The sequence below is a fragment of the Streptomyces sp. T028 genome (assembly GCF_048159505.1).
Lineage (GTDB): Bacteria > Actinomycetota > Actinomycetes > Streptomycetales > Streptomycetaceae > Streptomyces.
The window spans coordinates 16911-42243 of record NZ_JBLRVZ010000058.1 but is presented as its reverse complement, the minus strand read 5'-3'; the positions used below and the strand labels follow the sequence as shown (position 1 = coordinate 42243).

13 protein-coding genes are annotated in these 25333 nt (G+C 71.5%); 11 read left to right on the top strand and 2 right to left on the bottom strand.

All coding sequences use genetic code 11. The annotated features are described in order from the left end of the window. Window positions 1-86 precede the first annotated feature (86 nt). Window positions 87-443 carry a hypothetical protein gene (locus ACLZN2_RS43930; RefSeq protein ID WP_416985411.1) on the bottom strand — a complete coding sequence of 119 codons (357 nt, stop codon included), beginning with the start codon at window positions 441-443 and terminating at the stop codon, window positions 87-89. Window positions 444-647: 204 nt separating this feature from the next. Between ACLZN2_RS43930 and ACLZN2_RS43925 the strand changes: the two genes are divergently transcribed. From ACLZN2_RS43925 to ACLZN2_RS43915, 3 genes are all read left to right on the top strand, one after another. Beyond that, complete coding sequence (locus tag ACLZN2_RS43925) at window positions 648-2411, top strand: substrate-binding domain-containing protein (protein ID WP_416985410.1); 1764 nt, start codon at window positions 648-650, stop codon at window positions 2409-2411. A gap of 106 nt (window positions 2412-2517) precedes the next feature. Continuing rightward, on the top strand, window positions 2518-3363 hold the full coding sequence (locus ACLZN2_RS43920; protein ID WP_416985409.1) for a hypothetical protein: 846 nt from the start codon (window positions 2518-2520) through the stop codon (window positions 3361-3363). Further along, the gene (locus ACLZN2_RS43915) at window positions 3360-4079 is read left to right on the top strand and encodes a hypothetical protein (protein ID WP_416985408.1); all 720 of its coding nucleotides are present in this window, start codon (window positions 3360-3362) and stop codon (window positions 4077-4079) included. The genes ACLZN2_RS43920 and ACLZN2_RS43915 overlap by 4 nt, the downstream gene beginning before the upstream one ends. Here the strand turns inward: ACLZN2_RS43915 and ACLZN2_RS43910 are convergent. Then, the gene (locus ACLZN2_RS43910; protein ID WP_416985407.1) at window positions 4042-4989 is read right to left on the bottom strand and encodes a methionyl-tRNA formyltransferase; all 948 of its coding nucleotides are present in this window, start codon (window positions 4987-4989) and stop codon (window positions 4042-4044) included. The genes ACLZN2_RS43915 and ACLZN2_RS43910 overlap by 38 nt on opposite strands. Window positions 4990-5253: 264 nt before the next feature. Between ACLZN2_RS43910 and ACLZN2_RS43905 the strand changes: the two genes are divergently transcribed. The 8 genes from ACLZN2_RS43905 to ACLZN2_RS43870 all read left to right on the top strand — a co-directional run bounded on the left by ACLZN2_RS43905 (window position 5254) and on the right by ACLZN2_RS43870 (window position 25318). Further along, window positions 5254-6609, top strand: coding sequence for a lysine N(6)-hydroxylase/L-ornithine N(5)-oxygenase family protein (locus tag ACLZN2_RS43905; RefSeq protein ID WP_416985406.1), 1356 nt, complete (start codon window positions 5254-5256; stop codon window positions 6607-6609). A 28-nt stretch (window positions 6610-6637) separates the two neighbouring features. Next, entirely contained in the window at window positions 6638-7696 is a 1059-nt protein-coding gene (locus ACLZN2_RS43900) for a FecCD family ABC transporter permease (RefSeq protein WP_416985404.1), read from the top strand. Continuing rightward, window positions 7693-8754, top strand: a complete 1062-nt coding sequence (locus ACLZN2_RS43895; RefSeq protein WP_416985402.1) for a FecCD family ABC transporter permease — start codon at window positions 7693-7695, stop codon at window positions 8752-8754. Before ACLZN2_RS43900 ends, ACLZN2_RS43895 begins: the two co-directional genes overlap by 4 nt. A 38-nt stretch (window positions 8755-8792) precedes the next feature. Next, window positions 8793-9638, top strand: coding sequence for an ABC transporter ATP-binding protein (locus ACLZN2_RS43890; protein WP_416985401.1), 846 nt, complete (start codon window positions 8793-8795; stop codon window positions 9636-9638). 113 nt (window positions 9639-9751) lie between these two features. Continuing rightward, window positions 9752-10810, top strand: coding sequence for an iron-siderophore ABC transporter substrate-binding protein (locus ACLZN2_RS43885; protein ID WP_416985400.1), 1059 nt, complete (start codon window positions 9752-9754; stop codon window positions 10808-10810). 3 nt (window positions 10811-10813) lie between these two features. Then, complete coding sequence (locus tag ACLZN2_RS43880) at window positions 10814-12607, top strand: ABC transporter ATP-binding protein (protein ID WP_416985399.1); 1794 nt, start codon at window positions 10814-10816, stop codon at window positions 12605-12607. Window positions 12608-12678: 71 nt separating this feature from the next. Next, window positions 12679-23631, top strand: coding sequence for an amino acid adenylation domain-containing protein (locus ACLZN2_RS43875; protein ID WP_416985398.1), 10953 nt, complete (start codon window positions 12679-12681; stop codon window positions 23629-23631). Continuing rightward, window positions 23618-25318: an ABC transporter ATP-binding protein gene (locus tag ACLZN2_RS43870; protein WP_416985397.1), complete on the top strand. Its 1701-nt coding sequence runs from the start codon at window positions 23618-23620 to the stop codon at window positions 25316-25318. The genes ACLZN2_RS43875 and ACLZN2_RS43870 overlap by 14 nt, the downstream gene beginning before the upstream one ends. The last annotated feature ends 15 nt before the right edge of the window (window positions 25319-25333 follow it).

Below are 25333 nucleotides of genomic sequence, written 5' to 3'. Positions count from 1 at the left end.
GGGGCGACCCTCCGCCTTGCGATCGCACGCACCAGACGCCGCCGGGCCCGCCCTACGGGCGGACGACGCTACTTTCGAAACACGCCCTAGGCGGGGGAGCAAGCCAAGTCGTACTCCAACTGCGCCGGCCCTGTCGGGACGGCGGACCGATCGGGGAAGTACAGGTCCAGCTGCCGGTCGTCGAAGTCCGCGGCGGGCGGCAGCGTCACATGAAGGGCACCGGCGGCCCCCACCTGCTCGGCGAACCGGCTCCCGGTCAGCACGACGACTTCGTGCCCGCGCCGCACCAGGTCCGACACGACGGTCAGGACGGGCTGGACATGGCCGTGGAACGGCGTTGCGGCGGCGACGATCAGTGCCATGGACGACTCCCCGCGCTCGGTGGACGGTGCGACGGCAGCGTAGGAACCCGTTGTGCGGAACAAGTGGGCTGTGGACGTCATGATCGGACTCCACTCCTCCATGTCTTGCAACCGAAGGCCCGTCCCTGTACGTCAGTCATGCACAGGATGAGCAAGTGCGGGTGCCTGCAAGGGACTTGGGGACGGCTGGTCATGTCCGCGCCGTTCCGTCCCCGCGTCGGCTGACGGTGTGTGATTCCGGGGGTGGCGATGAACAGACGTACGGGTGGGCAGGGGGCGCGCAGGATGCCGCTTCTTGTGGCGACGGGAGTGGGACTGGCGGCCGTACTGGCCACGGTTCTGACGACCCTTCAGTTCTCTGGGGGGTCCGGGCCGGACTGCGACGTCCGGCTGGAGGTGAACTCCTCCACGGAGAAGGGCGATCTGCTCGCCGAACTGGCCAAGAAGTACAACGCCTCGGGGCGTGAGTTGACGGACGGCGGATGCGCCCGGGTGTCGGTGTCCGAGACGAGTTCGGGCGTCGCCATGGACGCGCTGGCGCAGGGCTGGAACGAGAAGCGCGACGGCGCGCCCGAGCCGCAGGCGTGGACGCCGACCTCGTCGCTGTGGCTGACATTGCTCACCGAGGAGGGGACCGCCTCGGACCGTACCGTCCTCACCGGGGACGAGCCCGTCTCCCTGGCCACCAGCCCACTGGCCATCGCCATGCCCCGCCCCATGGCCGAGGCGCTGGGATGGCCGCAGAAGAAGATCGGCTGGCGGGACGTGCTGTCGCTGACCGAGAAGGGCTGGGGCTCCCTCGGCCATCCCGAGTGGGGCCGCTTCTCCCTGGGCAAGGACAACCCGCACACCTCCACCTCGGGCCTCGCGGCCACCGTGGCCGCCTTCTACGCCGCCACCGGCCGCTCCAGCGACCTCACCCTCGACCAGGTCAAGGACGCCAAGGCCCGGGAGTTCGTGGCGGGAGTCGAGGCCGGCGTGCTGCACTACGGCTCCGACGCGACCGCCTACATGGCCAACCTCGCCGAGGCCGACGCCGAGGGACAGTCCCTGTCCTACGCCAGCGCCGTCACGGTCCAGGAGCAGCTGATCCACCTGTACAACCAGGGCAGCCCCACCGGTGAGGTGGACAAGCTCGGCAAGGGGCGCAAGCCGAAGGTGCCGCTGGTGGCCGTGCACCCGGCGGACGGCACCCTCATGCTCGACCATCCCTTCGTGGTGCTGCCCTCGGCGAGCAAGGAACAGCGGGCCGCGGCCGCCGACTTCCGCGCCTTCCTGCTCGAACCCGCACAGCAGCGCCGCTTCCAGCACTTCGGCTTCCGTGACCACGAGGGCAACGCCGGGCGCGAACTCGCCGACTCGGTGAGCCTGCCCGACGGGGGCGGACAGAAGCTGTCCCTCATCGACCCGCCCGCTCCCGAGGTGCTCGGCGCGGTCCTCGACAGCTGGGACGAGTTGCGCAAGAAGGCCCGGGTGCTGCTGGTGATGGATGTCTCCGGTTCCATGAACCAGTCCGCCGGCAGCGGCCAGAGCCGGCTGGAGGCCGCGAAGAAGGCGGCCGTGAACAGCCTCGGACAGTTCCACCCGGACGACGAGGTCGGGCTCTGGGCCTTCTCCACCGAGACCGACGACCATCCCGAGCCGTACCGGCAGATCCTGGCGCCGAAACCCGTCGGGGACGGCAAGGACCGGCTCGCCGACGCCATCAACGGGCTGAGCGCCGAGGGCGGTACGGCCCTTTACACCACGGTGCGCGCCGCCCAGCAAGCAGCCCTCTCCGATCTCGACACCAGCCGCATCAACGCGGTGGTGGTGCTGACCGACGGCAGGAACGAATACCCGGCCGACAACGACCTCGACGCCCTGCTGAGCGATATCGACGCCACCCAACTGGAGCGCTCGGTACGGGTCTTCACCGTGGCCTTCAGCGGTCAGGCCGACTTCGACACCCTCAGCGAGATCTCCGCGGCCACCAAGGCCACCTCGTACGACGCCCGCGATCCCGCCGTCATCGACAAGGTGATGGTCTCCGTCATCAGCAACTTCTAGCCCCTGCCAGGCCCTTGCCGGCCCAGCCGGTCCTTGCCGGGCCCTCGCGACGACACGGCCGTGACAACCCGCCCGTCGGGGAAGGCCGGGAAGCGGTGAGCACACGATGAACGGCAGACACCTCCCGGTCGCAGCCGCGACCACGCTGCTGGGCGCGGCCGGCGCCGTGGCCGCCCTCCTGGCAGGGGCCGCGCCCGCCGCGGCCCTGCCCGCCGGCGCCGGCATCGGCCTGCTGGTCTGGACGGTCCACACGGTCACCGACCGCATGACCCGCCGGCCCGATGCCGATCCGGGGCGACCGCCCGGGGCCGTACGGTCCGACACCGCCCGGTCCGACGCCGCCCGGTCGGAGTCCGCCCGGACGGACCCCGCCGGGCCCGGGGTACCCGCCGACGCCCAGCGCTGGCTGGAGCGCGCATCGGCCGCCGCCGGCAAGCTCGACCGCCACCGGCGCGACAGCACCGCCCCCACCCTGACCGAGGCGCTCACCACGGCCGTCACCTTCGTCCGTGCCGCGGCCGACGAACTCCGTGCCCGGGCCGAGGCCGTCCGGGTCATCGACGCCGCCACCGACGGCACCGACCACAGGGCGCTACGGCGCAACCAGCGCCGGCTGGAGAAGGAGGCCGCGGCGCTGCGGGGAGCGGTGAAGGAGGCCAAGGAGGCCTCCGCCCGCGCGATCGGGGAACGGGCCGCCTCCCTCGAACGCCTGGCGGGACTGCGCGAGGTCCTCATCGCCACACTGGAGTCGACCGTGCTGCGGCTGGAGGCCGCCGCCGACCGCGGTTCCCTGCTGGTCTCCCTCCATGCCGCCGGCGACGCCGCCATGGGCGCGGGCGATCTCACCCCGCTCGAACACGAACTGGAGGCCGTTCAGGCGGGACTCGACAAGCTCGACGAGATCAGCCGCTCACTGCACGACACCGGCACGGACCCCGGGGAGACGGAGTGACCCGTGCGCGGCCGAACGCGCACGCCGTCCCCAGGAGGGACAAAGGGCTGCTGGCCGGCGTGATGGGCTGGTCGCTGATCGTCGCTCCGGCGGCCCTGCTCCTCGGGGGACGCGGCGGGCCGTGGGGAGCGGCCTCGGTCGGCTGTGGGTTCGTCTCCTTGTTCGCGGCACCCTTGGTGCCCTCCGGCCGGCCCTACGGGTCGGGCGGCGAGCGCTTCAGGGAACATCTCAGGGTGGCGCCCGTGTTCACCGCGGCCGTTCTGCTCGTCGCGGGACCCTGGCTGGTGCCGTGGGCCGTGCACGACACGTGGGGGAAGCCGACACGGGCCCTGGTCGTCGAGGCGAGTTCTCCTTCGGGCGGCGGAGCAGCAGCGGAAACGGACGCCTGGCGGATCGGATACCGGCTCGCCGACGCCGCGACCGAACAGGATCTGGGCCGGCTGTTGTACGGGCTACCGGAACGGACGCCCGTCGGCGCGGTCGTCGAGGTCTCCGTGACACCGGGGGGCTGGGTGCCGCCGATCAGCGCCGGACTGCTGGATGACGGCGGTGCGCGGCCGTACGTGACCACCCTCACCGCCATGGCATCCGCACACCTGCTGACCTGCGCCACCGTGTGGCTCGCCTGGCCGCGCAAGGACTCGCGGGAATGGGTGACCGCGCTCGCCGTGTGCAGGGTCAGGGGCGGTTGGTCAGATAGCCGCCCATGGAGGTGAAGTACTCGGCCGCGGGCAGCTCGCGGCCGTCCTCGGTGCGGACGCGCGTGAGGGCCAGGCCGTGGTTGCGGCCGGTGCGGGCGTCGGCTCCGGCGACGATCACCACGCCGTCGCCCTCGCGGTAGAAGACACGGCCGGGCGTGCCGCCGTAACGCCCCTCGGAGACGACGGCGGCCAGGACCTCGAGCCGCTTGCCCCGGTGGAAGGTGAACGCGCTGGGGTACGGCTCGGACTGGGCGCGGATCAGGCGCTCCAGGTCCTCGGCCGGCCAGCTCCAGTCGATACGGCTGTCCTCGATGGACCGCTTGTGGAAGAAGCTCGCCCGGGAGCGGTCCTGCTTGGTGAACTCCGTCTGCCCGGAGGCGATCAGGCCGAGTGCGCCGATGGTCACCGGGGCGATGAGGTCGACGGTCTTGTGGAAGAGGTCGGTGGCGGTGTCCGTCGGCCCGACCGGTACCGCTTCCTGCCGCACGATGTCGCCGGCGTCGAGTTCGTCGTTCATCATGTGTGCGGTGACGCCCACTTCGGGCTCGCCGTTGATGAGCGCCCAGATCAGCGGGGAGAAGCCGGCGTACTTCGGCAGCAGCGAGTCGTGCACGTTCAGCGTGCCGCGCCGCGGCAGGTCGAAGATGCGCGGGGGGATCCACGTACGCCAGTTGTTGGCCACGATGATGTCCGGGTCGGCCTCCTTGAGGCGCTCGAACAGCTCGTCGTCGTCAGGGCGGTTGCGGATGACGACCGGTACGCCGTTCTCCTCGGCGAGGTCGGCGACCGAGTCGCTCCAGATCTTCTCGTACGCGTGATCGCTCTTGGGGTGGGTGACGACGAGGACCACGTCGTGCTCGGAGTCCAGGAGGGCTTGCAGGGTGCGGTGCCCCCAGGTCTGGTAACCGAACATGACGACCCGCATGGAGTTCCTCCTCAGGGCAGGGGTTGGGCCTGGCCAGTAAAGCAAGGCTTACCTAAGTGGTCAACGGGGCCCGTTTGGGGGCGGATTGACGGGCACTCATGCTCCGACTGTCCGAATTGTTCTATGGACACGCTTCACAGGATGAGCTTAGCCTTACCTAAGTTCCGGGCCGCGGCTCTTCGGCGTGCCCGGCTTCCGTACTTCCCGATGCTCGACCGACGGCCGCCTGCCCCGCAGGGCGGCCGCCCGCACGATGGGAGTGACATGGCACAGGCTCGTCCTGGCGACGCCCCTTTGATCCACGACCTCATAGGTATCGGCTTCGGGCCGTCCAACGTGGCCATGGCGATCGCGCTCAGCGAGCACAACGCACGCGTCGACGGCGAGGAAGCGGTCACCGCCCACTTCTTCGAGCAGCAGCCGCGCTTCGGCTGGCACCGAGGCATGCTCATCGACGACGCGACCATGCAGGTGTCCTTCCTCAAGGACCTGGTGACGCTCCGCAACCCGGCCAGCGAGTACAGCTTCCTGTGCTACCTCCAGAGCCGGGGACGGCTGATCGACTTCATCAACCACAAGAACCTCTTCCCGCTGCGCGTGGAGTTCCACGACTACTTCGAGTGGGCCGCCGGCAAGGTCGACGACATGGTCTCCTACGGCCATGAGGTCGTCGGCGTCATGCCCGTCGTCCGCGACGGCGTCGTGGACCACCTGGACGTGACGGTCCGGTCGGGGGAGGGGCTCGCGGTCCACCGCGCGCGCAACCTCGTCATCGGCACCGGACTGCGTCCCCTCATGCCGGAGGGCGTGGAGCGCTCCGAGCGGGTCTGGCACAACTCCGAACTCCTGGCGAAAGTCGACGGGTTGGACGGCGACTCGCCCTCCCGCTTCGTCGTCGTGGGCGCCGGCCAGAGTGCCGCCGAGAACGTCGCCTACCTCCACCGGCGCTTCCCGCAGGCCGAGGTCTGCGCCGTCTTCTCCCGCTACGGCTACAGCCCCGCCGACGACAGCAGCTTCGCCAACCGGATCTTCGACCCCGAGGCCGTCGACGAGTTCTTCACCGCGCCGGAGGACGTCAAACGCCGGCTGATGGACTACCACGGCAACACCAACTACTCCGTGGTGGACATCGACCTGATCGACGACCTGTACCGGCAGATGTACCAGGAGAAGGTCCTCGGCAGCGAGCGGCTGCGCTTCCTCAACGTCTCCCGGCTCACGGAGGTCAAGGACGCGCAGGGCTTGGTGCGGGCGACCGTCACCTCCCTCGTCACCGGGGAGAAGACCCTCCTGGACGCGGACGTCGTGGTCTTCGCCACCGGCTACAGCCCCGCCGACCCCGTCGCGCTGCTCGGCGAGGTCGCGGACCGCTGCCTGCGCGACGACGAGGGCCGCGTCCGCGTCGAGCGCGACTACCGCATCGCGACGGACCCCGGCCTGCGCTGCGGCATCTATCTCCAGGGCGGTACGGAGCACACGCACGGCATAACCTCGGCGCTGCTGTCCAACACCGCCATCAGGGTCGGCGAGATCCTCGACTCGCTCCTCGGCCGGGGCCTGAAGCCCGCCTCCGACGAGGCCCGCGCGGTCACCGACGGAACCAGCAGCACCGCCCGCTAGTCCGATCAAAGGGATAACGTACGTCGACATGGGCACGACTGCAGTGGAGCGACCCACGCCCGAGGCCCCAACTCATGCCCGTCACAGGCGAGTTGTGGGTCTCGGTGTGTTGGTGGCCGTCCTCGTCGCGGCGGGGGTGGTGTCGTTGGCGGTGGGGGCGCGCGCGTTGAGTCCCGCCGAGGTGTGGCACGGGCTGTTCGCGGGGCCCGACGCCGACCGGCGGCTCACGGAGATCAGGCTCATCGTGCAGACCGTACGCGTGCCCCGGACGGTGCTCGCGATCGTCGCGGGCGTCGCCCTGGGCGTCGGCGGGGCGCTGATCCAGGGGTACACCCGCAACCCCATCGCCGACACCGGCCTGCTGGGGGTGAACTCCGGCGCGTCGTTCGCCGTGGTGACGGCGATCGCCGTGTTCGGGTTCTCCAACCCGTTCCAGTACGTCTGGTTCGCCTTCCTGGGGGCGGCGGTCGCCGGTGTCGTCGTGTTCGGGTTGGCGAGCATCGGCCGCGGCGCCGGCAATCCCCTGACCCTCGCGCTGGCCGGGCAGGGCGTCACCGTGTTCCTCGCCGCGATGACCACCGCGGTCGCGCTGTCGGACCAGAAGTCGCTGAACGCCCTCCGGTTCTGGAACGCGGGCTCGGTTGCCGGGGTCGGCTTCGACGTCATCTGGCCGGTGACCGCGTTCATCGTGGTCGGCCTCGTGCTGGCGCTGACCACCCTGCCCACCGTCAACCTGCTGAACCTCGGCGAGGACGTGGCGCGCGCACTGGGCGTGAACATCGCGCTCAGCCGGACGATCGGCATCGCCGCCATCACCCTGCTGGCGGGCGCGGCGACCGCGGCCTGCGGCCCCATCGCGTTCCTCGGGCTGATGGTGGCCCACGTGGCCCGGTACCTGACCGGACCGGACTACCGCTGGCTGGTGCCGTACGCGGGTCTGCTCGGTGCCGTCGTCCTGCTGGTCTGCGACATCGTGGGCCGCCTGGTGGTGCGTCCGGGGGAGCTGGACGCGGGTGTCCTCGTCGCCCTCCTCGGCGCGCCGTTCTTCGCGGGGCTGGTGTGGCTCGGAAAGTTCAAGAACGCATGAACGGGACGGACGTGAAGCCATCGGTGGCGCCGGGCCTCAGGCTCGGACAGGTGTCGTTCGTCTGGCGGCCCTGGCTCGTCCTCGTCACCCTGCTGCTGGCGGCGGTCACCTTCCTGGTGTTCTGCCTGTCCATCGGCGTCGGGGACTTCCCCATCAGCCTGCCCCGGGTGATCGCCACGATCCTCGGCCGGGGCGAGCAGGTCGACGAGTTCGTGATCATGGATCTGCGGATGCCGCGCGCCCTCGCCGGGGTCGTCGTGGGCATCGCGCTCGGTGTGTCCGGGGCGATCACGCAGTCCATCGCGCGCAATCCGCTGGCCAGCCCGGACATCCTGGGGATCACCGGGGGCGCCGGCGCCACCGCGGTGTTCTTGGTGACGGTGTCGGGCGGGACCGCGACGGCGATCGTCGACTCCGTGGGAGTGTCCGCGGCCGCGCTCGCCGGCGGTCTCGGCACCGGGCTGCTGGTGTACTTCCTGGCGTGGCGGCGCGGGATCGACGGCTTCCGGCTGATCCTCATCGGTATCTCGGTGAGCGCCGTGATGGAGGCGATCACGACCTGGCTGCTGGTCACCGCCGACATCAGGGACGTGGCCCAGGCCCAGGCCTGGCTGGTCGGCTCGCTGGACAACCGGTCGTGGGACGAGGTGTGGATCGCCCTCTGGGGCACACTCGCCCTGCTGGTCGTGGTGGCCTGCGTCTCGTTCCAGTTCAAGCCGATGCACCTCGGCGACGACGTCGCCGCGGGACTGGGCGTCCGCTTCTCGGCGGTGCGTGCGGCCCTCCTGCTGTGCGCGGTCCTGCTGGCCGGCGTGGCGGTGAGCGCGGCGGGCCCGGTCCCGTTCGTCGCGCTGGTGGCGCCGCAGGTGGCGATGCGTCTGACGCGGTCCCCGACGCCGCCGATGCCGGCCTCCGGGATGGTGGGCGCCCTCCTGCTGATCGGCTCGGACCTTCTCGCGCGTACGGCACTGCCCGCCAGTCTCCCGGTCGGCGTGGTCACCGCCGCGATCGGCGGCCCCTTCCTCGTATATCTGCTGGTGCGGGCGAACCGCAGATAGCTGACACTAAGTTAGGTAAGCCTGAACAAGGGGGCCTTGTGGTCGTGCAGTCCATCACCGGCGTCGAGTCCGGGACCGATACAGCCTCGCCGGAGCGGCTGGCAGCCAGGGGTGTCACGGTCGGGTACGGCGCCCGGACCGTCATCGAGGATCTCGACGTGGCGATACCGCCCGGTGTGATCACCACGATCATCGGCCCCAACGGCTGTGGGAAGTCGACCCTGTTGAGGACCCTGGCGCGGCTGCTCAAGCCGTCCGGCGGGACGGTCGTGCTGGACGGCGAGGACATCGCAGGACTGCGGACCAGGGACGTGGCGAAGAAGCTCGGCCTGCTGCCGCAGGCGCCGGTCGCGCCGGAGGGCCTGACCGTGTCCGACCTGGTCGCCAGGGGCCGCCATCCGCACCAGAGCTGGCTGCGGCAGTGGTCCTCGGACGACGCCGGCGTGGTGGAGCGCGCGCTCGCCATGACCGGGGTGTCCGACCTGGCCGACCGCGCGGTCGACACACTGTCCGGCGGACAGCGTCAGCGCGTCTGGATCTCGATGACCCTGGCCCAGGGCACCGACCTGCTGCTGCTCGACGAGCCCACCACGTACCTGGACCTGGCGCACGCGATCGACGTGCTCGACCTGGTGAGCGACCTTCAGGCGTCGGGGTGCACCGTGGTCATGGTGCTGCACGACCTCAACCTGGCCGCGCGCTACAGCGACCACCTCGTCGTGATGCGGTCCGGGTCGATCCTGGCGCGGGGACACCCGCGTGACGTCATCACGGCCGAGCTGCTGCACGAGGCGTTCGGACTGCGTGCCCAGGTGATCGACGATCCGGTGGGTGACCGGCCGCTCATCGTCCCGATCGGACGTACGCACGTCCAACTCGACTAGATGCCAACAAAGTTGGGTAAGTTAGGCTAGGCTAACCTTACTGCCGTGCGGTACGGTTTGCCTGCCCTTACCCGGGGCGCACCGGACAGCGCGAACAGCAAGGGGATTGACGGATGCTCCTCCACAGAACGACGCGCAGGAAGCCGTGGCGGCGGCTCTCGGCGACCCTGTCCGCCGCGGCTCTCGGCGTCGGCCTCCTCGCGGGGTGCGGTTCCGACTCGGACTCGGCCGACAAGGCGGGCGACGCCACCTCGACCACCGCGGCCGGCGCCTTCCCGGTCACCGTGGAGCACGCCTTCGGAAGCACGACGGTCAAGAAGGCCCCCGAGCGGGTCGTCACCGTCGGCTACACCGACGACCAGACCGTCCTGGCGTTCGGCATCAAGCCGGTCGGCATGGTCGACCAGTACCCGAACCCCGAGGGCCAGAGCCCCGACATCAACACCCAGTGGCCGTGGGTCAAGGACAAGTGGGGAGACACCAAGCCCGAGGTCATCATGAAGAACGGTGACTCCGGCCCCAACTACGAGAAGATCGCCGCCCTTCGCCCGGACCTGATCATCGCGGTCTACTCCGAGGTCGACCAGGCCGCCTACGACAAGCTCTCCAAGATCGCGCCGACGGTGGGCCGTACCAAGGCGGAGAAGGAGCCGTTCAGCGCGCCCTGGCAGGACAACGCGCTCCAGATCGCCAAGGCACTCGGCAAGGCCGAGGAGGGCGAGAAGATGGTCGACGACATCGAGGGCAAGCTCGACGCGGGCAAGCAGGCGCACCCCGAGTTCGCCGACCGGACCGCCGTGGTGCTGTCCTGGTACGAGAACTCCGTCGCGCCGTTCGCCTCCACCGACGTCCGCGGACGGCTCGTGACCGGCATCGGCTTCACATACCAGACCGAGATCGACAAGATCGCGGACGGCAGCTTCTACACCAAGCTCTCGCCCGAGCGCGTCGACCTGGTCGACGTCGACCACATCTTCGTCATCAACGACCAGGCCGACACGGACGCGCTGAAGAAGTTCAAGCTGTTCGCCAACCTGGACGCCGTGAAGAAGGGCAACGTCTCCTACCTGCTGGACAGCGAGGGCCCGGCGGTCGGCGCGGCCATCTCCCAGGGCACCCTGCTGTCGATGCCGTACGCCGTCGACGAGCTCGTCGAAGCGGCGGCCGGATAATCGATGTCGACCGACACACGTGTGGCCCCCGCGGCCCCCGCGACCCTGCGTACGGCGTCCGGACGCGAGGCCACCCGGTGGGTCGCGACGCACTGCCGCGAGGTGCCCTGGCTGACCGCGGCCACCGTGCTCACCACGGTGGCCGGGGCGGCGCTCCAGGTGCTCCCCGTGCTCCTGCTCGGCCGCGTCGTCGACGGAGTGGTCGAGGGCGAGTCACGCTCGATCCTCGTCACCGTCGGCGTGCTGATCGGGGCCGCCGCCCTGCTCGGCGCGGCGGCCACCGCGGTGTCGACCTATCTGATCGGGCGGCTCGGCGCGGATCTCCTCGCGCGGCTCCGCGAAGGCGCCGTCCGCGCGGTGCTGGGGATGCCGAGCGCCCGGATCGAGCAGGTCGGCCGGGGAGACGTGCTCTCCCGGGTCGGTGACGACGTGGCCGTCGTCTCCAAGGGCATCCGTACGGCCGTACCCACGGTGTTCTCGGCGGGAGTGCTGGTCACCATCGCCACGGCCGGCATGTTCGGACTGGACTGGCGGCTGGGCCTCGCGGGCGCCGCCGCCCTCCCCGCGTACGCGCTGGCCCTGCGCTGGTATCTGCCCCGCTCCGCCCCCCTCTACCAGAAGCAGCGGGTGGCCCAGGCCGACCGTGCACAGGCGCTGATCAGCGGCCTGAACGGGATCGACACGGTCCGGGCGTACCGCCTGGAGGAGTCCTTCCGCGAGAAGGTCACCAGCGAGTCGTGGCGGGTGCGCGAGCTGGGCATCGAGGTGTTCCGGTTCTTCGGCCGGTTCGTCGGCCGGGAGAACCGCGCCGAGTTCATCGGGCTGGTCCTGATCCTCCTGGTGGGATACGGCCTGCTGGAGGCGGACGCCGCCACCCTCGGCGAGGTGTCCGCGGCGCCGCTGCTGTTCCACCGGCTGTTCACCCCGCTGGGCCTGATCATGTTCACCTTCGACGAGGCGCAGAAGTCGGGTGCGAGCCTGACCCGGCTGGTCGGAGTGCTGGGGGAGGCCGCGGAGGGCCGGCTGGTGGGCGATCCCGCCGTCGCACCGGCGGATCCCGCGCCCCTGCCGGTGACGGTGAAGGGACTGACGTTCGTCTATCCCGGCGGCGACGAACCGGTCCTCAGGGACGTCGACCTGACGATCCCGGCCGGCGGTTCGCTCGCCCTGGTGGGGGCGACGGGCGCGGGCAAGACGACCCTGGCCGCGCTGGTCGCGGGCATCGGGACCCCGACCTCCGGGTCGGTGCGCATCGGGCCGACCGATCTCGCCGGTCTGGACGAGGCCGGAGCGCGGGCTTTGGTGAGCATCCTGACCCAGGAGACGCACGTGTTCTCCGGGCCGCTCGCCGACGACCTGCGGCTGGCCGCGCCGGAAGCCACCGACGCCGAACTGCTGGGCGCGTTGCGCACGGTCGGCGCGGGCGCGTGGGCAAAGGCGCTGCCCGACGGCCTGAACACCCCGGTCGGTGAGGGCGGCGAGCGCCTCGACGTCACCAAGGTCGCCCAACTCGCCCTCGCCCGGCTGGTGCTGGCCCGCTCGCCGGTCGTCGTGCTCGACGAGTCGACCGCGGAGGCGGGCAGCGAGGGCGCCGCCGAACTGGAGCGGGCCGTACGGGCCGCATGCTCCGGGCGGACCACCCTGTTCGTGGCGCACCGGCTCACCCAGGCGATGGCGGCGGACCGGATCGCCGTACTGGACGCGGGACGCGTGGTCGAACAGGGCACGCACGACGAGTTGGTGGCCCTGGGCGGCCGTTACGCACGACTGTGGCGGGCCTGGCGAGAGGGCAGTTGAGCAACCCCGAGCCAGACGGCCCGAAGTGATGTGAGTCAACTTCCATGCTCAGAAGGGGCGTTGAGTCGTCGATGGAACCGAGCGCTCGTCTCGTACTGCTGTCCCCCGAACGCCTGACCGGTGTACGCCGGCGCATCGGCGACTACTCCGACAAAACCATCGCCGAAGCATGTGCCATCGGGCTGTCGTACTGGGCGACGGGCCTGGGCCCCGACGGCATCGACCTCACCGACGGCACCCTGTTCGCCGACGTCCTCGGATGGGCCGACAACGGCGGTGCGGCGCCCGCCGGTTGGCACGTCGAAGCAGACGGGCGCGGCATCACCGTCCCGGACGGTATCGACCCGGCCGACGCACAGCTGACCCTCGACGACCTGGCCGACTTCCCGGACCGGCCCCTCGGCACCGTCGGCCCGTCCGGCGTGGCGGCCCGGCTCGCCACCCTCGCCGAGTGGAACGACAACCGGGCCGACCGGGCCCGCCCGACCATCGTGGAGCTGTTCCGCGAACAGGCCCGCACCAGGCCGGACGCCATCGCCGTCGTCGACGAGCACCGCTCCCTGACCTACCGTCAGACAGCCGAGCTGTCCAGCCAGTTGGCCCACCACCTGCTCGAACGAGGCCTCGCCGCCGAACAGGTCGTCGGCATCTCCCTCGGCCGCTCCGCCGACATGGTCGTCGCTCTGCTCGCCGTGCTTCAGGCGGGATGCGCGTTCGTACCGCTCGACCCGCAGTGGCCCGCCGCGCGCCGCGCCGTCGTCATCGAGGACGCCCGGGTCGTCCTGCAGCTGAACGACTCGGGCGAACACGCCCCGGGCGAACCGGACGCCGTGGCCGTCGACCTCGGCGACTGGCGGTTCGGTGCGCACCCCACCGAGGGGACCGGCGTCACCGTCCCCGGCGACGCCCTCGCCTACGTGATCTTCACGTCGGGTTCGACCGGCCGGCCCAAGGGCGCGATGATCCGGCACGAGGCGATCAGCGAGCGCCTGCTGTGGCAGGTGAACGAGATCCTGCGCTTCGGCCACGACGACGCGTCGTTGTTCAAGGCTCCGCTGTCCTTCGACATCTCCATCAACGAGATATTCCTGCCGCTGGTGTCCGGCGGCCGGCTGGTCGTCCTGCGACCCGGCGGCGAACGCGACCCGCACCGGCTGCTGAGCGTGATCGCCGAGCAGCGGGTCACCTTCACCTACCTGGTCTCGTCCATGCTCGACGTCCTGCTGGAGATCGCGGGCGACTCGGAACGACTGGACAGCCTGCGGCACGTGTGGTGCGGCGGCGAGGTCCTGACCCCGGAGCTGTACGAGCGCTTCCGCACCAGGCTCGACATCCCCATGTACCACGGCTACGGCCCGGCCGAGACGACCATCGGCGTCTCGCACGTCATCTACCGGGGCGCGGCCGAGCGCCTGTCGACGTCGATCGGCAAGGCCAACCCGAACACCCAGCTGTACGTGCTGGACGACGAACTGCGCCCGGTCCCGGTGGGCGCGGGTGGCGAACTGTACGTCGGCGGCTTCCTCCTGGGGCGCGGATATGTGGGCGCGCCCGGACTGACGGCCTCCCGGTTCGTCGCGAACCCCTTCGCGCAGGACGGCTCCCGGCTCTACCGGACCGGTGACCTCGCACGCTTCAACCCGGACGGATCGCTGGACTTCCTCGGCCGCGCCGACAACCAGATCAAGATCCGCGGTATGCGGCTGGAGATCGAGGACGTCGAGGTCGGTCTGGCGGAGCACCCCGGCGTCCGGCACACCTGTGTCGTCGCGAAGAAGAACGCGGCGGGCGGCACCTACCTCGTGGGGTACGTCATCCCGGCCGCCGGGAGCGAGGACCTGCGCGCGGACGACGTCACGGCGTGGGCCACAGAGCACATGGTCGAGTACATGGTCCCCGCCCACGTCGTCGTCATGACGGAGTTCCCGCTCACCGCGAACGGCAAGCTCGACCGGGGCGCCCTCCCCGAGCCCGTGATCGGGACGGGCTCGCTCGTCCGGCCCGCCACCGAGGCCGAACGGACGGTGTGCACGGCGGTCGCCGCCGTGCTGCGGCTCGACGAGGTCGGCGTCGACCAGGACTTCTTCAAGCTCGGCGGAGACAGCATCCTCGCCATCTCCCTGCTGAGCGCGTTGCGCGAGGCCGGTCTCCATGTCACGGCACGGCAGATCTTCACCCACAGCTCCGTGGGAGCGCTGGCGGCGGTGGCGAGCCACGAGGACGTCTCCACCGTCGACCACCGCGATGTCGCCACCGGTGCGATCGTGGGATCTCCCATCGTGCAGTGGCTCGGCGAGACCACCGACGCGATCGACGGCTTCGTCCAGTCGCTGGTGCTGACCACCCCCGTGGACCTGACCGCCGACGCCCTCGACGAGATCCTCACCGCCGTGGTCCGACGGCACGACATGCTGCGCGCCAGGCTGGTGCGCAGCGACCGCTGGAGCTTCGAGATCCCCGAGGCGGACCAGGCCGTGGCGGGATGGCAGGAGAGCGACCGGCCGCTCGACGCGTGCGTCGCCCTCGCCACCGAAGCGCTGGACCCGGCGGGCGGCGTGATGCTGCGTGCCGTCTGGCGCCGCGAGGCACGCCAACTGGTCCTGGTCGCCCATCACGTCGTCATCGACGGAGTCTCCTGGCGCATTCTGATGGACGACCTGGCCACGGCGTGGCGGCAGCGCGCCGCGGGCACCCCGGTCGAACTGCCGAGGGCGGGCACGTCCTTCCGGCGCTGGACCCAACTGCTGGAACGCGCCGCCTTCGACGCGGACAGCTCCTACTACCGGCGTCCCCTGCCCGACGAGGACCAGCCGCTCGGCAGGCGTGCGCTGACCGGGACCGACACCGTCGCGAACGAGCGGCTACGGACGGTCTCCGTCGGTCCCGAGGTCACGGCCGCGCTGCTGGGCGAGATCCCCGCGAAGTTCCACGCCGGTGTCAACGACGTGCTGCTGACCGGGCTCGCCGTCGCCCTCGCCCGCCGTCGCCGCGACCTCGGGCAGCGGCAGACGTTCGCCCACATCGAGCTCGAGGGCCACGGCCGCGAGGCGCAGTTCGTGGCGCCCTCGGCCGGCTTCGAGCCCGAACTGTCCAGGACCGTGGGCTGGTTCACCACCCTGTTCCCCGTGACCGTGGACCCCGGGGACACCGCCGACTTCACCGCGCCCTCCTACCTGGCCGCCGCGCTCAAGGCGGTCAAGGAGGACCTCGCCCGGGTGCCGGACAACGGCGTGTCCTACGGCGCCCTGCGCCATCTGACCCACACCGAGTTCGACGCGCCCGCGCCCCAGGTGCTCTTCAACTACCTGGGCCGCTTCGACGCGGGCGCCCCCGGTGACTGGCAACTCGTCGGCACCACAGGACAGTTGGGGGAGAAGCGCGATCCCGGTATGCGCCTGCCGCGCCCCCTGGAGTTCAACGCCATCGCCGAACCCGCCACGAGCGGCGCGTACGAACTCGTCACCACCATCTCCTGGCCCGAGGGGATGTTCACCGACGACGACATCGCGACCCTCGGCGACCACTTCCGGACCGCACTGACCGGACTCGCCGCGCTCGACCAGGGCGGCCACTCGCCCAGCGACTTCGACCTGGTGCGGCTCACCCAGGCCGACGTCGACGCCCTGGACGGCCCCGACCTCCGGGACATCCTGCCGCTGACCCCGCTGCAGGAGGGCCTGTACTTCCACTCCGTCTTCGACGACGACTCGGCGGGCGCGTACGTCGAGCAGCAACTGCTCACCCTCGAAGGCGAGGTGGACGCCGACCGGCTCGCCGCGGCGGCCACCCGGCTGCTCACGCTCCACCCGAACCTGGCCGCCCGGTTCACGGCCCTCGCCGACGGCCGGGTGGTCTCCGTCCTGGAGAGCGGGGTGCGGGCGCCGTTCAGCACGCTGGACCGCCCCGGCATCACCGACGCCGAGATCCGCGCGTACGCCGAGCGGGACCGCCGCGCCGGGTTCGACCTGGCCACCGGCCCGCTGATGCGGTACACGCTCGTCCGCGGCGGCTCCGGCCGGAACGTCCTGGTGCAGACGGTGCACCACATCATCGCCGACGGCTGGTCGGTACCGCCGATGCTGCGCGCGCTGCTGGCCGAGTACCACGCGCCGGGGACCGTGCACCCGCTCGGCGGCTTCCCCGACTACGTGCGCCGGCTGGCCGAGAGCGACCAGGACGAGAGCGACCGCGTCTGGCGCGAGCAGCTCGCCGAACTGTCCGGCCCCTCGCTGGTCGCCGAGGGGCACACCCCCTCCGACCGGTTCGCGGACACCGCCCTGGAGCCGGAGGACGACATCGACGCGGCCGCCCGTTCGGCCGGCGTGCCGCTCAGCGTGGCCGTGCACAGCGCCTGGGCGGTGACCCTGGGCTCCGTCCTGCACGGCAGGGACGTGGTGTTCGGCTCCACCGTCTCGGGGCGCGACCTCGACCTGCCCGGCATCGAGGACATGGTCGGCCTGTTCATCAACACGATCCCCGTACGCGCCCGCTGGGCCGCCGACACCACCGCGAGCGACCTGCTCGCCTCGGTACGGGAGCACCACAGCGCCGTACTGCCGCACCAGCACGTCTCACTGGCGCGGACCGCCCGCCTCGGCGGCTCCGGCTCGCTGTTCGACACCCTCGTGGTGTTCGACGTCGCCACCGACGTGGACACGCTGCGGCGGCCCGGCGACACCCTGGCCGTCTCCGACATCGTCAACGAGGGTGCCCCGCACTACCCGTTGACGCTGGTGGTGGAGCGCACCCCCGACGGCCGCGCGCGCTTCAACCTGATCTACGACGGTGAGCTGCTCCGGGAGACGAGCGCCCGGTCGATCCTGCACGCCTTCGCCCGGACCCTCACCGGCCTGCTCACCCACCCGGACACCCTGGTCGACGACCTCGCGCCGGACGACGAGCGGCGCCCCGCGAGCATCACGCCGACGACCCTGGGCGGACTGTTCGACGCCGCCGCCCGCCGCGACCCGGCCGCCACCGCCGTCACCCAGTGCGCTCTCGACGGCACCACCCGCTCCCTCACCTACGGCGAACTGGCCGACGCGAAGAACCAGTTGGCGTCGGTCCTGCGCGCCGCCGGGGTCGCGCCGGGCAAGCGGGTCGCGGTCGCCGTCCCGCGCTCCGTCGAGCAGGTCGTCGCCCTGGTCGCCATCGTCGGCGCGGGCGGCGCGTACGTACCGCTGGACCTGGCGTACCCCGACGAACGGCTGGAGCACATCCTCGCGGACGCCGCCCCGCAGGTCGTCCTCGTGGACCGCGGGCAGCGCGACCGCTTCACGGAACTGCTGGCCCGGGCGGGTGTTCCGGCCCGGGTGCTGGTGCAGGGGGACGAGCCGACCCCGACTGCCGCCGGGCCCGTGCCCGAACCCGGCTGGCACGATCCCGCGTACGTGATCTACACGTCCGGCTCCACCGGCCGGCCCAAGGGGGTCGTCGTCCCGCACTCCAGCGTGGTGACCCTGCTCGCCAACACCCAGCCGGACATGGACTTCGGCCCGCGGGACGTGTGGGTCCAGTTCCACTCCTTCTCCTTCGACTTCGCGGTCTGGGAGCTGTGGGGCGCGCTGGCGTACGGCGGTGAACTGCTCGTGCCGGAGTACGGGCTGACCCGTTCCCCGGTCGACTTCCACCGCTTGGTCCGCGAGCGCTCGGTGACCGTGCTCAACCAGACGCCGTCGGCGTTCTACCAGTTCATCGAGGCCGACCGGCACGCGGGCGAGCCGCTGCCCGCACTGCGCCGGGTCGTCTTCGGCGGCGAGGCGCTGGACCTCGGGCGGCTGCGCGGCTGGGTCGAACGGCACGGCACGGCCGCGCCCGAGCTGGTCAACATGTACGGCATCACCGAGACCACCGTCCATGTCACCCACCGGGTGCTGACCGACGAGGACTTCACGGGCGGCGACGACATCAGCCCGATCGGCGGCCCGATCCCCGGCCTGGTCACCTACCTGCTCGACGACCGTCTCCGGCCCGTCCCGCCGGGCAAGGTCGGCGCGATCTACGTCGCCGGCGACCAGGTGTCGCTCGGCTACCTGGGCCGGTCCGGGCTCACGGCGAGCCGGTTCGTGGCGAACCCGTTCACGGACGACGGCTCCCGCATGTACCACACGGGCGACCTCGCCCGCCGTACGCTCGACGGCGAACTCGAATTCACCGGACGCGCCGACGACCAGGTCCAACTCAAGGGATTCCGGATCGAGTCGGGCGAGGTCGAGTCCGCGATCAGAGAGCTCGACGGGGTGGTCGACGTGGCCGTCACCGTCGCCGACAGCGGCGACCACCTGGTGGCCCACGTGGTGGGCCGGGTGCCCGGCGACCTCACCGCCCTGCTGTCCGCGAAGCTGCCGGTGCACATGGTGCCGGGCCGGGTGCTGACGCTCGAAGCCCTGCCCCTGACGGTGAACGGCAAACTGGACCGCCAGGCATTGAACGACGGCGCGGCCACCGCGCCCCCCAGGGGCGCGGGGCCGTGTCCATCAGCGGCTCCGCCGCGGGGCGCGCCCAGCCACGACGCACCCGCAGACGAAGACACTGCGCTAGCCGCGCTGACCGGCATCTTCACCGAGGTGCTGCAGGAAACCGAGGTAACCCCCGACACCGACTTCTTCCGCGCCGGAGGCGACAGCATCGTCGCCATCACCCTGATCAACCGCGCCAGGGCGCTCGGCCTGCGGATCGCGCCCCGTGACGTGTTCCTGCACCGAACCCCGCGCGTGCTCGCCGAGCAACTCGCGGCACAGGCATCCCAGGTCACGGCGGCCCCCGCGCCCGACCGCCGCGAGGACGGCCCGCTGACGCCGACGCCGATCATCCTGCGCCGGCGCGAACTGGGCGGCTCCCTCGCCCGGTTCGCCCAGGCCCGGACGCTGGTGGCCCCCGAGGGCACCGGGTTCGCCGACGTCGAGCGCGCCGCGCGCACGGTCGTGGCCGCGCACGCGGCTCTCCGGCTGCGGCTGCGTGTCGAACACGGGGTCTGGGCACTCCGTACCGAACCCGCCCGCGAGGTCACCGTCGTACGGCCGGACACGACCGAAGCGACGACGGCGGCGAACGAGGCCGCCGGGCGGCTCGATCCCGAGGCGGGGGACGTCGTCGCGTTCTCGTGGCTGGAGCCGAGCCGGACCCTGGTGGTCACCGTGCACCACCTCGCCGTCGACTCGGTGTCCTGGCTGATCCTGCTGGACGACCTGGCGACCGCCCTGCGCGGGGAGTCACCGGCGCCCGCCACCACGTCGTACGCCGAATACGCCGAAGCACTCGCGCTCGACTCCGCCCACGCCATCGACGGCCTCGGACACTGGACCACCACGCTCCAGGCGCCCCCGCTGCTCCCCGCCGTCGAGGCGCTCCGGGAGACGACCGTCGTCCTCGCGCCCGACGTGACCGACCGCGTGACGCGCACCGCGCCCACCGCGCTCGGCGTCGGCCTCACCGAGTTGCTGTGCGGCGCGCTGCGCTCAGCACTGACCCGTGTCCAGCCGTCGCCCACCGATCTCGCGATCGAGCTGGAGCGGCACGGCCGGGTCCCGGTCCTGGAGCACCACGACTACACCCGTACGGTGGGCTGGTTCACCTCCATCGCCCCCGTACGGCTCACCGCGCACACCGACCCGGTCGCCGCCGCGCGCGAGGTCGTCGAACGCCAGCCCGACGAGCGGGCGCACGTCGCGTACGGCCAGCTCCGGTACCTCAACCCGCAGACGGCCCCGCTGCTGCAGGCCCGCCCGCAGGTGCTGTTCAACTACCTGGGCCGGGGCAGTGAGTCCCAGGCGGTGCACCTCACGGGCGGCGACGAGGGCGGCCGGTACGCCGTGGAGGTGAACGCGTGGCTCGACGAGGCCACCGGAAGCCTGCACGCGGCCTTCACGCTCGCCGAAGGCATCCCCGACGCGATCACCGACCACTGGCGCAGCGCCCTGGAGCACATCGCGGACACCGCGGCCACGGCCGAGCGCACGGCACCGGTCACCCCCCTCCAACGGGGCCTGTTCTTCCAGGCGCAGATGGCGGGTTCCGCCGGACACTACGTCGCGCAGAGCTGGTTCACCTTCGACCGGCGCCTGGACACGGACGCGCTCGCCGCGGCGATGGCCTACGTGATCGCACGGCACCCGGTCGTGGGCGCCGGCTTCACCACCGACGACGACGGAAACCCGGTGCAGGTCCTCAAGGCGGGCCGGCGGGTCGACGTCCGCTCGGTCGAACTGGCCACGGACGCGGAGGTCGAGGCCCTGCGCGCCCGGGACCGCGACACGGGATTCGACCCCGGTGAGCCGCCGCTGATCCGGCTGACCGTGGTGCGGCTGCCCGACGACCGCGACGGCCTGCTGTTCAGCTACCACCTGCTGCTGTGGGACGGCTGGTCCCGCGAGATCGTGCTGCGCGACCTGTTCGACGCCTACGAGGCCGTCGTGGCGGGCGAGTCGCCGGCCCCGGTCCCGGCGACGCCCAGCTTCGAGGAGTACGCCAGGGCGCTCGACGCCAGGGACAGCGCCGTGTCGGAACGCTTCTGGACGGAGCACCTGGCCGGTCTGCCCGGCCCGACGCTGCTCGCCGGACCGGCGCCGGCCCTCTCGGACGACCTGCCGGACGCGCTCGTGCACACCCTGACCGCCGAGGAGTCGGAACTGCTGCGGGAAGCGGCAAGGACGCACGGCGTCACGCTGAACTCCGTGCTGACCGGCGCGTTCGGCCTCCTGCTGGGCGCCCGCACGGGCCGCAGCGACGCGGTGTTCGGGGTGACCGTCTCCGGCCGTGAGGGCGAGGGACTCTCGGACATCGTCGGCGTGCTGCTCAACACCGTGCCGATGTGGACCCGGGCCCGGCCGGACGACACGGTCCGCGCGTACCTGTCGGCCGTACAGACGGCCAGGGTCGAGGCGATGGAGCACGAGCACCTGGGGCTCGGCGAGATCCAGCGGGCCGGCGGGCACGACACCCTGTTCGACAACCTGTTCGTGCTGCAGAACTTCCTGGACCTGGACGCGTTCGCCGAGATGAACGCACGGCACGGCATCACCTCGGTGAAGGCCGACGACTCCACCCACTATCCGTTCACCTGGGTCGTCACGCCCGGCGACCGGCTCACGGTCAAACTGGAGCACCGCGACGGCGACACCGAGGGCGCCCGCCGTCTCCTCGACGACTACCTGCGCGTCCTCGACGACCTGGCCCGGGCGACGGGACCGGTCGGAGCGCTGCGGGGACTCGGGCCGCAGCCCTCGCGGGGCGAGCGCACCGACATCGGCACGGACACCGTCGTCGACCGGTTCGACCGGGCGGCGGACCGTGACCCGGAGCGGGTCGCGCTCGTCGCCGACGGTTCGACGCTGACCTTCGCGGGGCTCAGGGACCGCAGCCGCGCGGTGGCCGGGGTGCTCGCGCGGCGCGGCATCGGCCCCGAGACGACCGTGGGCCTCGCGATTCCGCGCTCCCTGGACTCGATCGTGGCCCTGTTCGCCGTGCTGCGCGTGGGAGCCGCGTACGTGCCGCTGGAGCTGGACCACCCGGACGAGCGGATCGCGGCGATCGTCGCGGATGCCCGCCCGGACGTGATCCTCACCGTGAGCGCGGTCTCGCCCCGGCTGACCGGTATGACCGGTGACCTGATCGAACTCGACCGTCCGCTGCCCGAGGCCGAGCCGTTCGTGACGTTCGCGCCCGACGACCCGGACCGGCTGCGGCACCCCGCGTACACGATCTACACCTCCGGCTCGACCGGGAAGCCCAAGGGCGTGGTGACCGAGTACGCCGGTCTCACCAACATGCTGATCAACCATCAGCGCCGTATCTTCGAGCCGGTGCTGGCCCGGCACGGTCACCGGGTCTTCCGGATCGCGCACACCGTGTCCTTCGCGTTCGACATGTCGTGGGAGGAGCTGCTGTGGCTCGCCGACGGCCACGAGGTGCACATCTGCGACGAGGAACTGCGCCGTGACGCGCCCCGGCTGGTCGAGTACTGCCTGGAACACGGCATCGACGTCATCAACGTGACACCGACCTACGCGCAGCAGCTGGTCGCCGAGGGCCTGCTCGACAACCCGCGGCGGCGTCCGGCGCTGGTGCTGCTGGGCGGCGAGGCCGTCACCCCGACGCTGTGGCAGCGGCTCGCGGAGACCGGGGGGACGGTCGGCTACAACCTGTACGGGCCCACCGAGTACACCATCAACACCCTCGGCGTCGGCACGTTCGAGTGCGAGGACCCGGTGGTGGGCGTGGCGATCGACAACACCGACGTGTACGTCCTCGACCCCTGGCTGCGGCCGCTGCCGGACGGGGTCCCCGGTGAGCTGTACGTGGCGGGCATCGGCATCGCACGCGGCTATCTCGGGCAGCCCGCCCAGACCGCGCACCGGTTCGTCGCCTGCCCGTTCGGCGCGCCCGGTGAGCGCATGTACCGCACCGGCGACCTCGTGATCCGCCGGCCCGACGGCAACCTCATGTACCTGGGCCGCACCGACCAGCAGGTCAAGATCCGGGGCCACCGGGTCGAACTCGGCGAGGTGGAGGCCGTGTTCGCGGCGCACCCGGCGGTGCGGTTCGCCGCCGCGGTCGCCCAGCCCGACCCGCAGGTCGACGGGGCGTACCGGCTGGCCGCCTATCTCGTGCTGGACGGCGCCGACCTGGCGTCGGTCGCCGCCGAGGTGGGCGCCGGGCTGCCGGACTTCCTGCGGCCGACGCACTACGCCCAGGTCGACGGCATCCCGCTGACGGTGAACGGGAAGGCTGACACGAAGGCACTGCCGGAGGCCAAGCCGCTGGGCGCGCTGACCACGGTGGGGGAGCGGGGACCCGAGACCGAAACCGAGACCGTGGTGTGCGAGTTCTTCGCCGAGGCACTGGACCTGGACGACGACGAGGTGAGCGCGGTGAGCGACTTCGTGTCCCTCGGAGGGCACTCCATGCTGGCGGTACGGCTGATCGGGCTGCTCCGCCGCGAGTACGGCCCCGTGATCACGATCCGAGACCTGTTCACCCTGCGCACCCCGGAAGCGATTGCCCGCCACCTCGATGACAACTCCTGACACGCAGCGGCCCCGCCCGGGGTCCGACATCCTCCGCACCGCCCTGCGGCGCAACCTCGGCGCGATGGCCGGCGGCACCCTCCTGATGGGCCTCTACCAGGCGGGCGAGACGGCGTTCCCGATCGCGCTCGGCCTGATCGTCGAGCACACCATGCGGGACCGGAGCCTCGGCGGGCTCGGCCTGTCGATCGCCGCGCTCGCCGTGATCATCACGACGGTGTCCCTGTCGTGGCGGTTCGGCATGCGCGTCCTGCAGAAGGCCAACACCACCGAGGCACACCGCTGGCGGGTGAAGATCGCGGCCTGCGGCCTCCAGCCCGTGGCCCGGGACGTCGACCTCAAGTCGGGCGAGGTGCTGACCATCGCCACCGAGGACGCCGACCAGACCGCCGACATCATCGAGGTGGTGCCGCTGCTGATCAGCTCGCTGGTCGCGGTGGTCGTCGCGGCGGTCGCGCTCGGCCTCGCCGACGTCCGGCTCGGCCTGCTGGTGATCGTGGGAACCGTCGCGATCATGTCGGTCCTGAGCGTGCTGTCCAAACGGATCGGCTCCAGCACCCGGGAACAGCAGGCCCGGGTGGCGCGCGCGGGTGCGAAGGTCGCCGACCTGATCACCGGTCTGCGCCCGCTGCACGGCTTCGGCGGCAACCACGCGGCCTTCCGGTCCTACCGGAACGTCAGCACGGAGGCGAAGCACCAGGCGATCACCGTCGCCAAGGTCAACGGCGCCTACGCGGGCACCGCACAGGCCCTCAACGCGGTCCTCGCCGGCGCGGTCACCCTGACGGCGGGCTGGCTGGCCTTCGAGGGCCGGATCACCATCGGGGAACTCGTCATGGCCGTGGGGCTGGCGCAGTTCATCATGGAACCGCTCAAACTCTTCTCGGAGATGCCGAAGTACGTCATGATCGCCCGCGCCTCCGCCGAGCGGATGGCGCTGGTGCTGAACGCGCCTGCGGTGACGGTCCCGGGGCCGGAACGCCCGGCCGCGGGCGGGGACCTGGAGATCGACGGGGTGCGCCACGGGTCGTTGCGCAGGCTGAAGTTCCAGGTGTCCGCGGGTGAGTTCGTGGCGATCGCCGCCTATCAGCCGCGCGCGGCCGCCGACCTCGCCGCGATCCTGGCGGCCGACGTCCCGCCGGACGCGTACGAGGGCGTGGTGCGGATCGGCGGGCAGGAGGTCGCGGACCTGTCGATCGAGGCGCTCCGTGAGCACCTGCTGGTGAACCCCTACGACGGGGAGATCTTCGCGGGCACCCTCCGCACGAACATCGACCCGTCGGGCACCAGCCGGCTGGTCCCCGAAGCCGTCGAGGCGTCCATGCTCACCGACGTCGTCGCCCTCCACCGCGACGGCCTGGACTACGGCGTACGCGACCGCGGCGCGAACCTCTCCGGGGGCCAGCGCCAACGGCTGTCCCTGGCCCGCGCCCTCGCCGCCGACAGCGACGTCCTGGTCCTGCACGATCCGACGACGGCCGTGGACGCGGTCACCGAACAGCTCATCGCGCGCGGTGTCGCACAGCTGCGCCGTGGCCGCACCACCGTCGTGATCACGAGCAGCCCGGCCCTCCTGGACGCCGCCGACCGGGTCCTCGTCCTGGACGACGGCGTCATCACGGCCGAGGACACACACCGGAACCTGCTGGCGACGGACGAGGAGTACTGCTCGGCGGTGGCGCGCTGAAACGCCCCTGAAAGG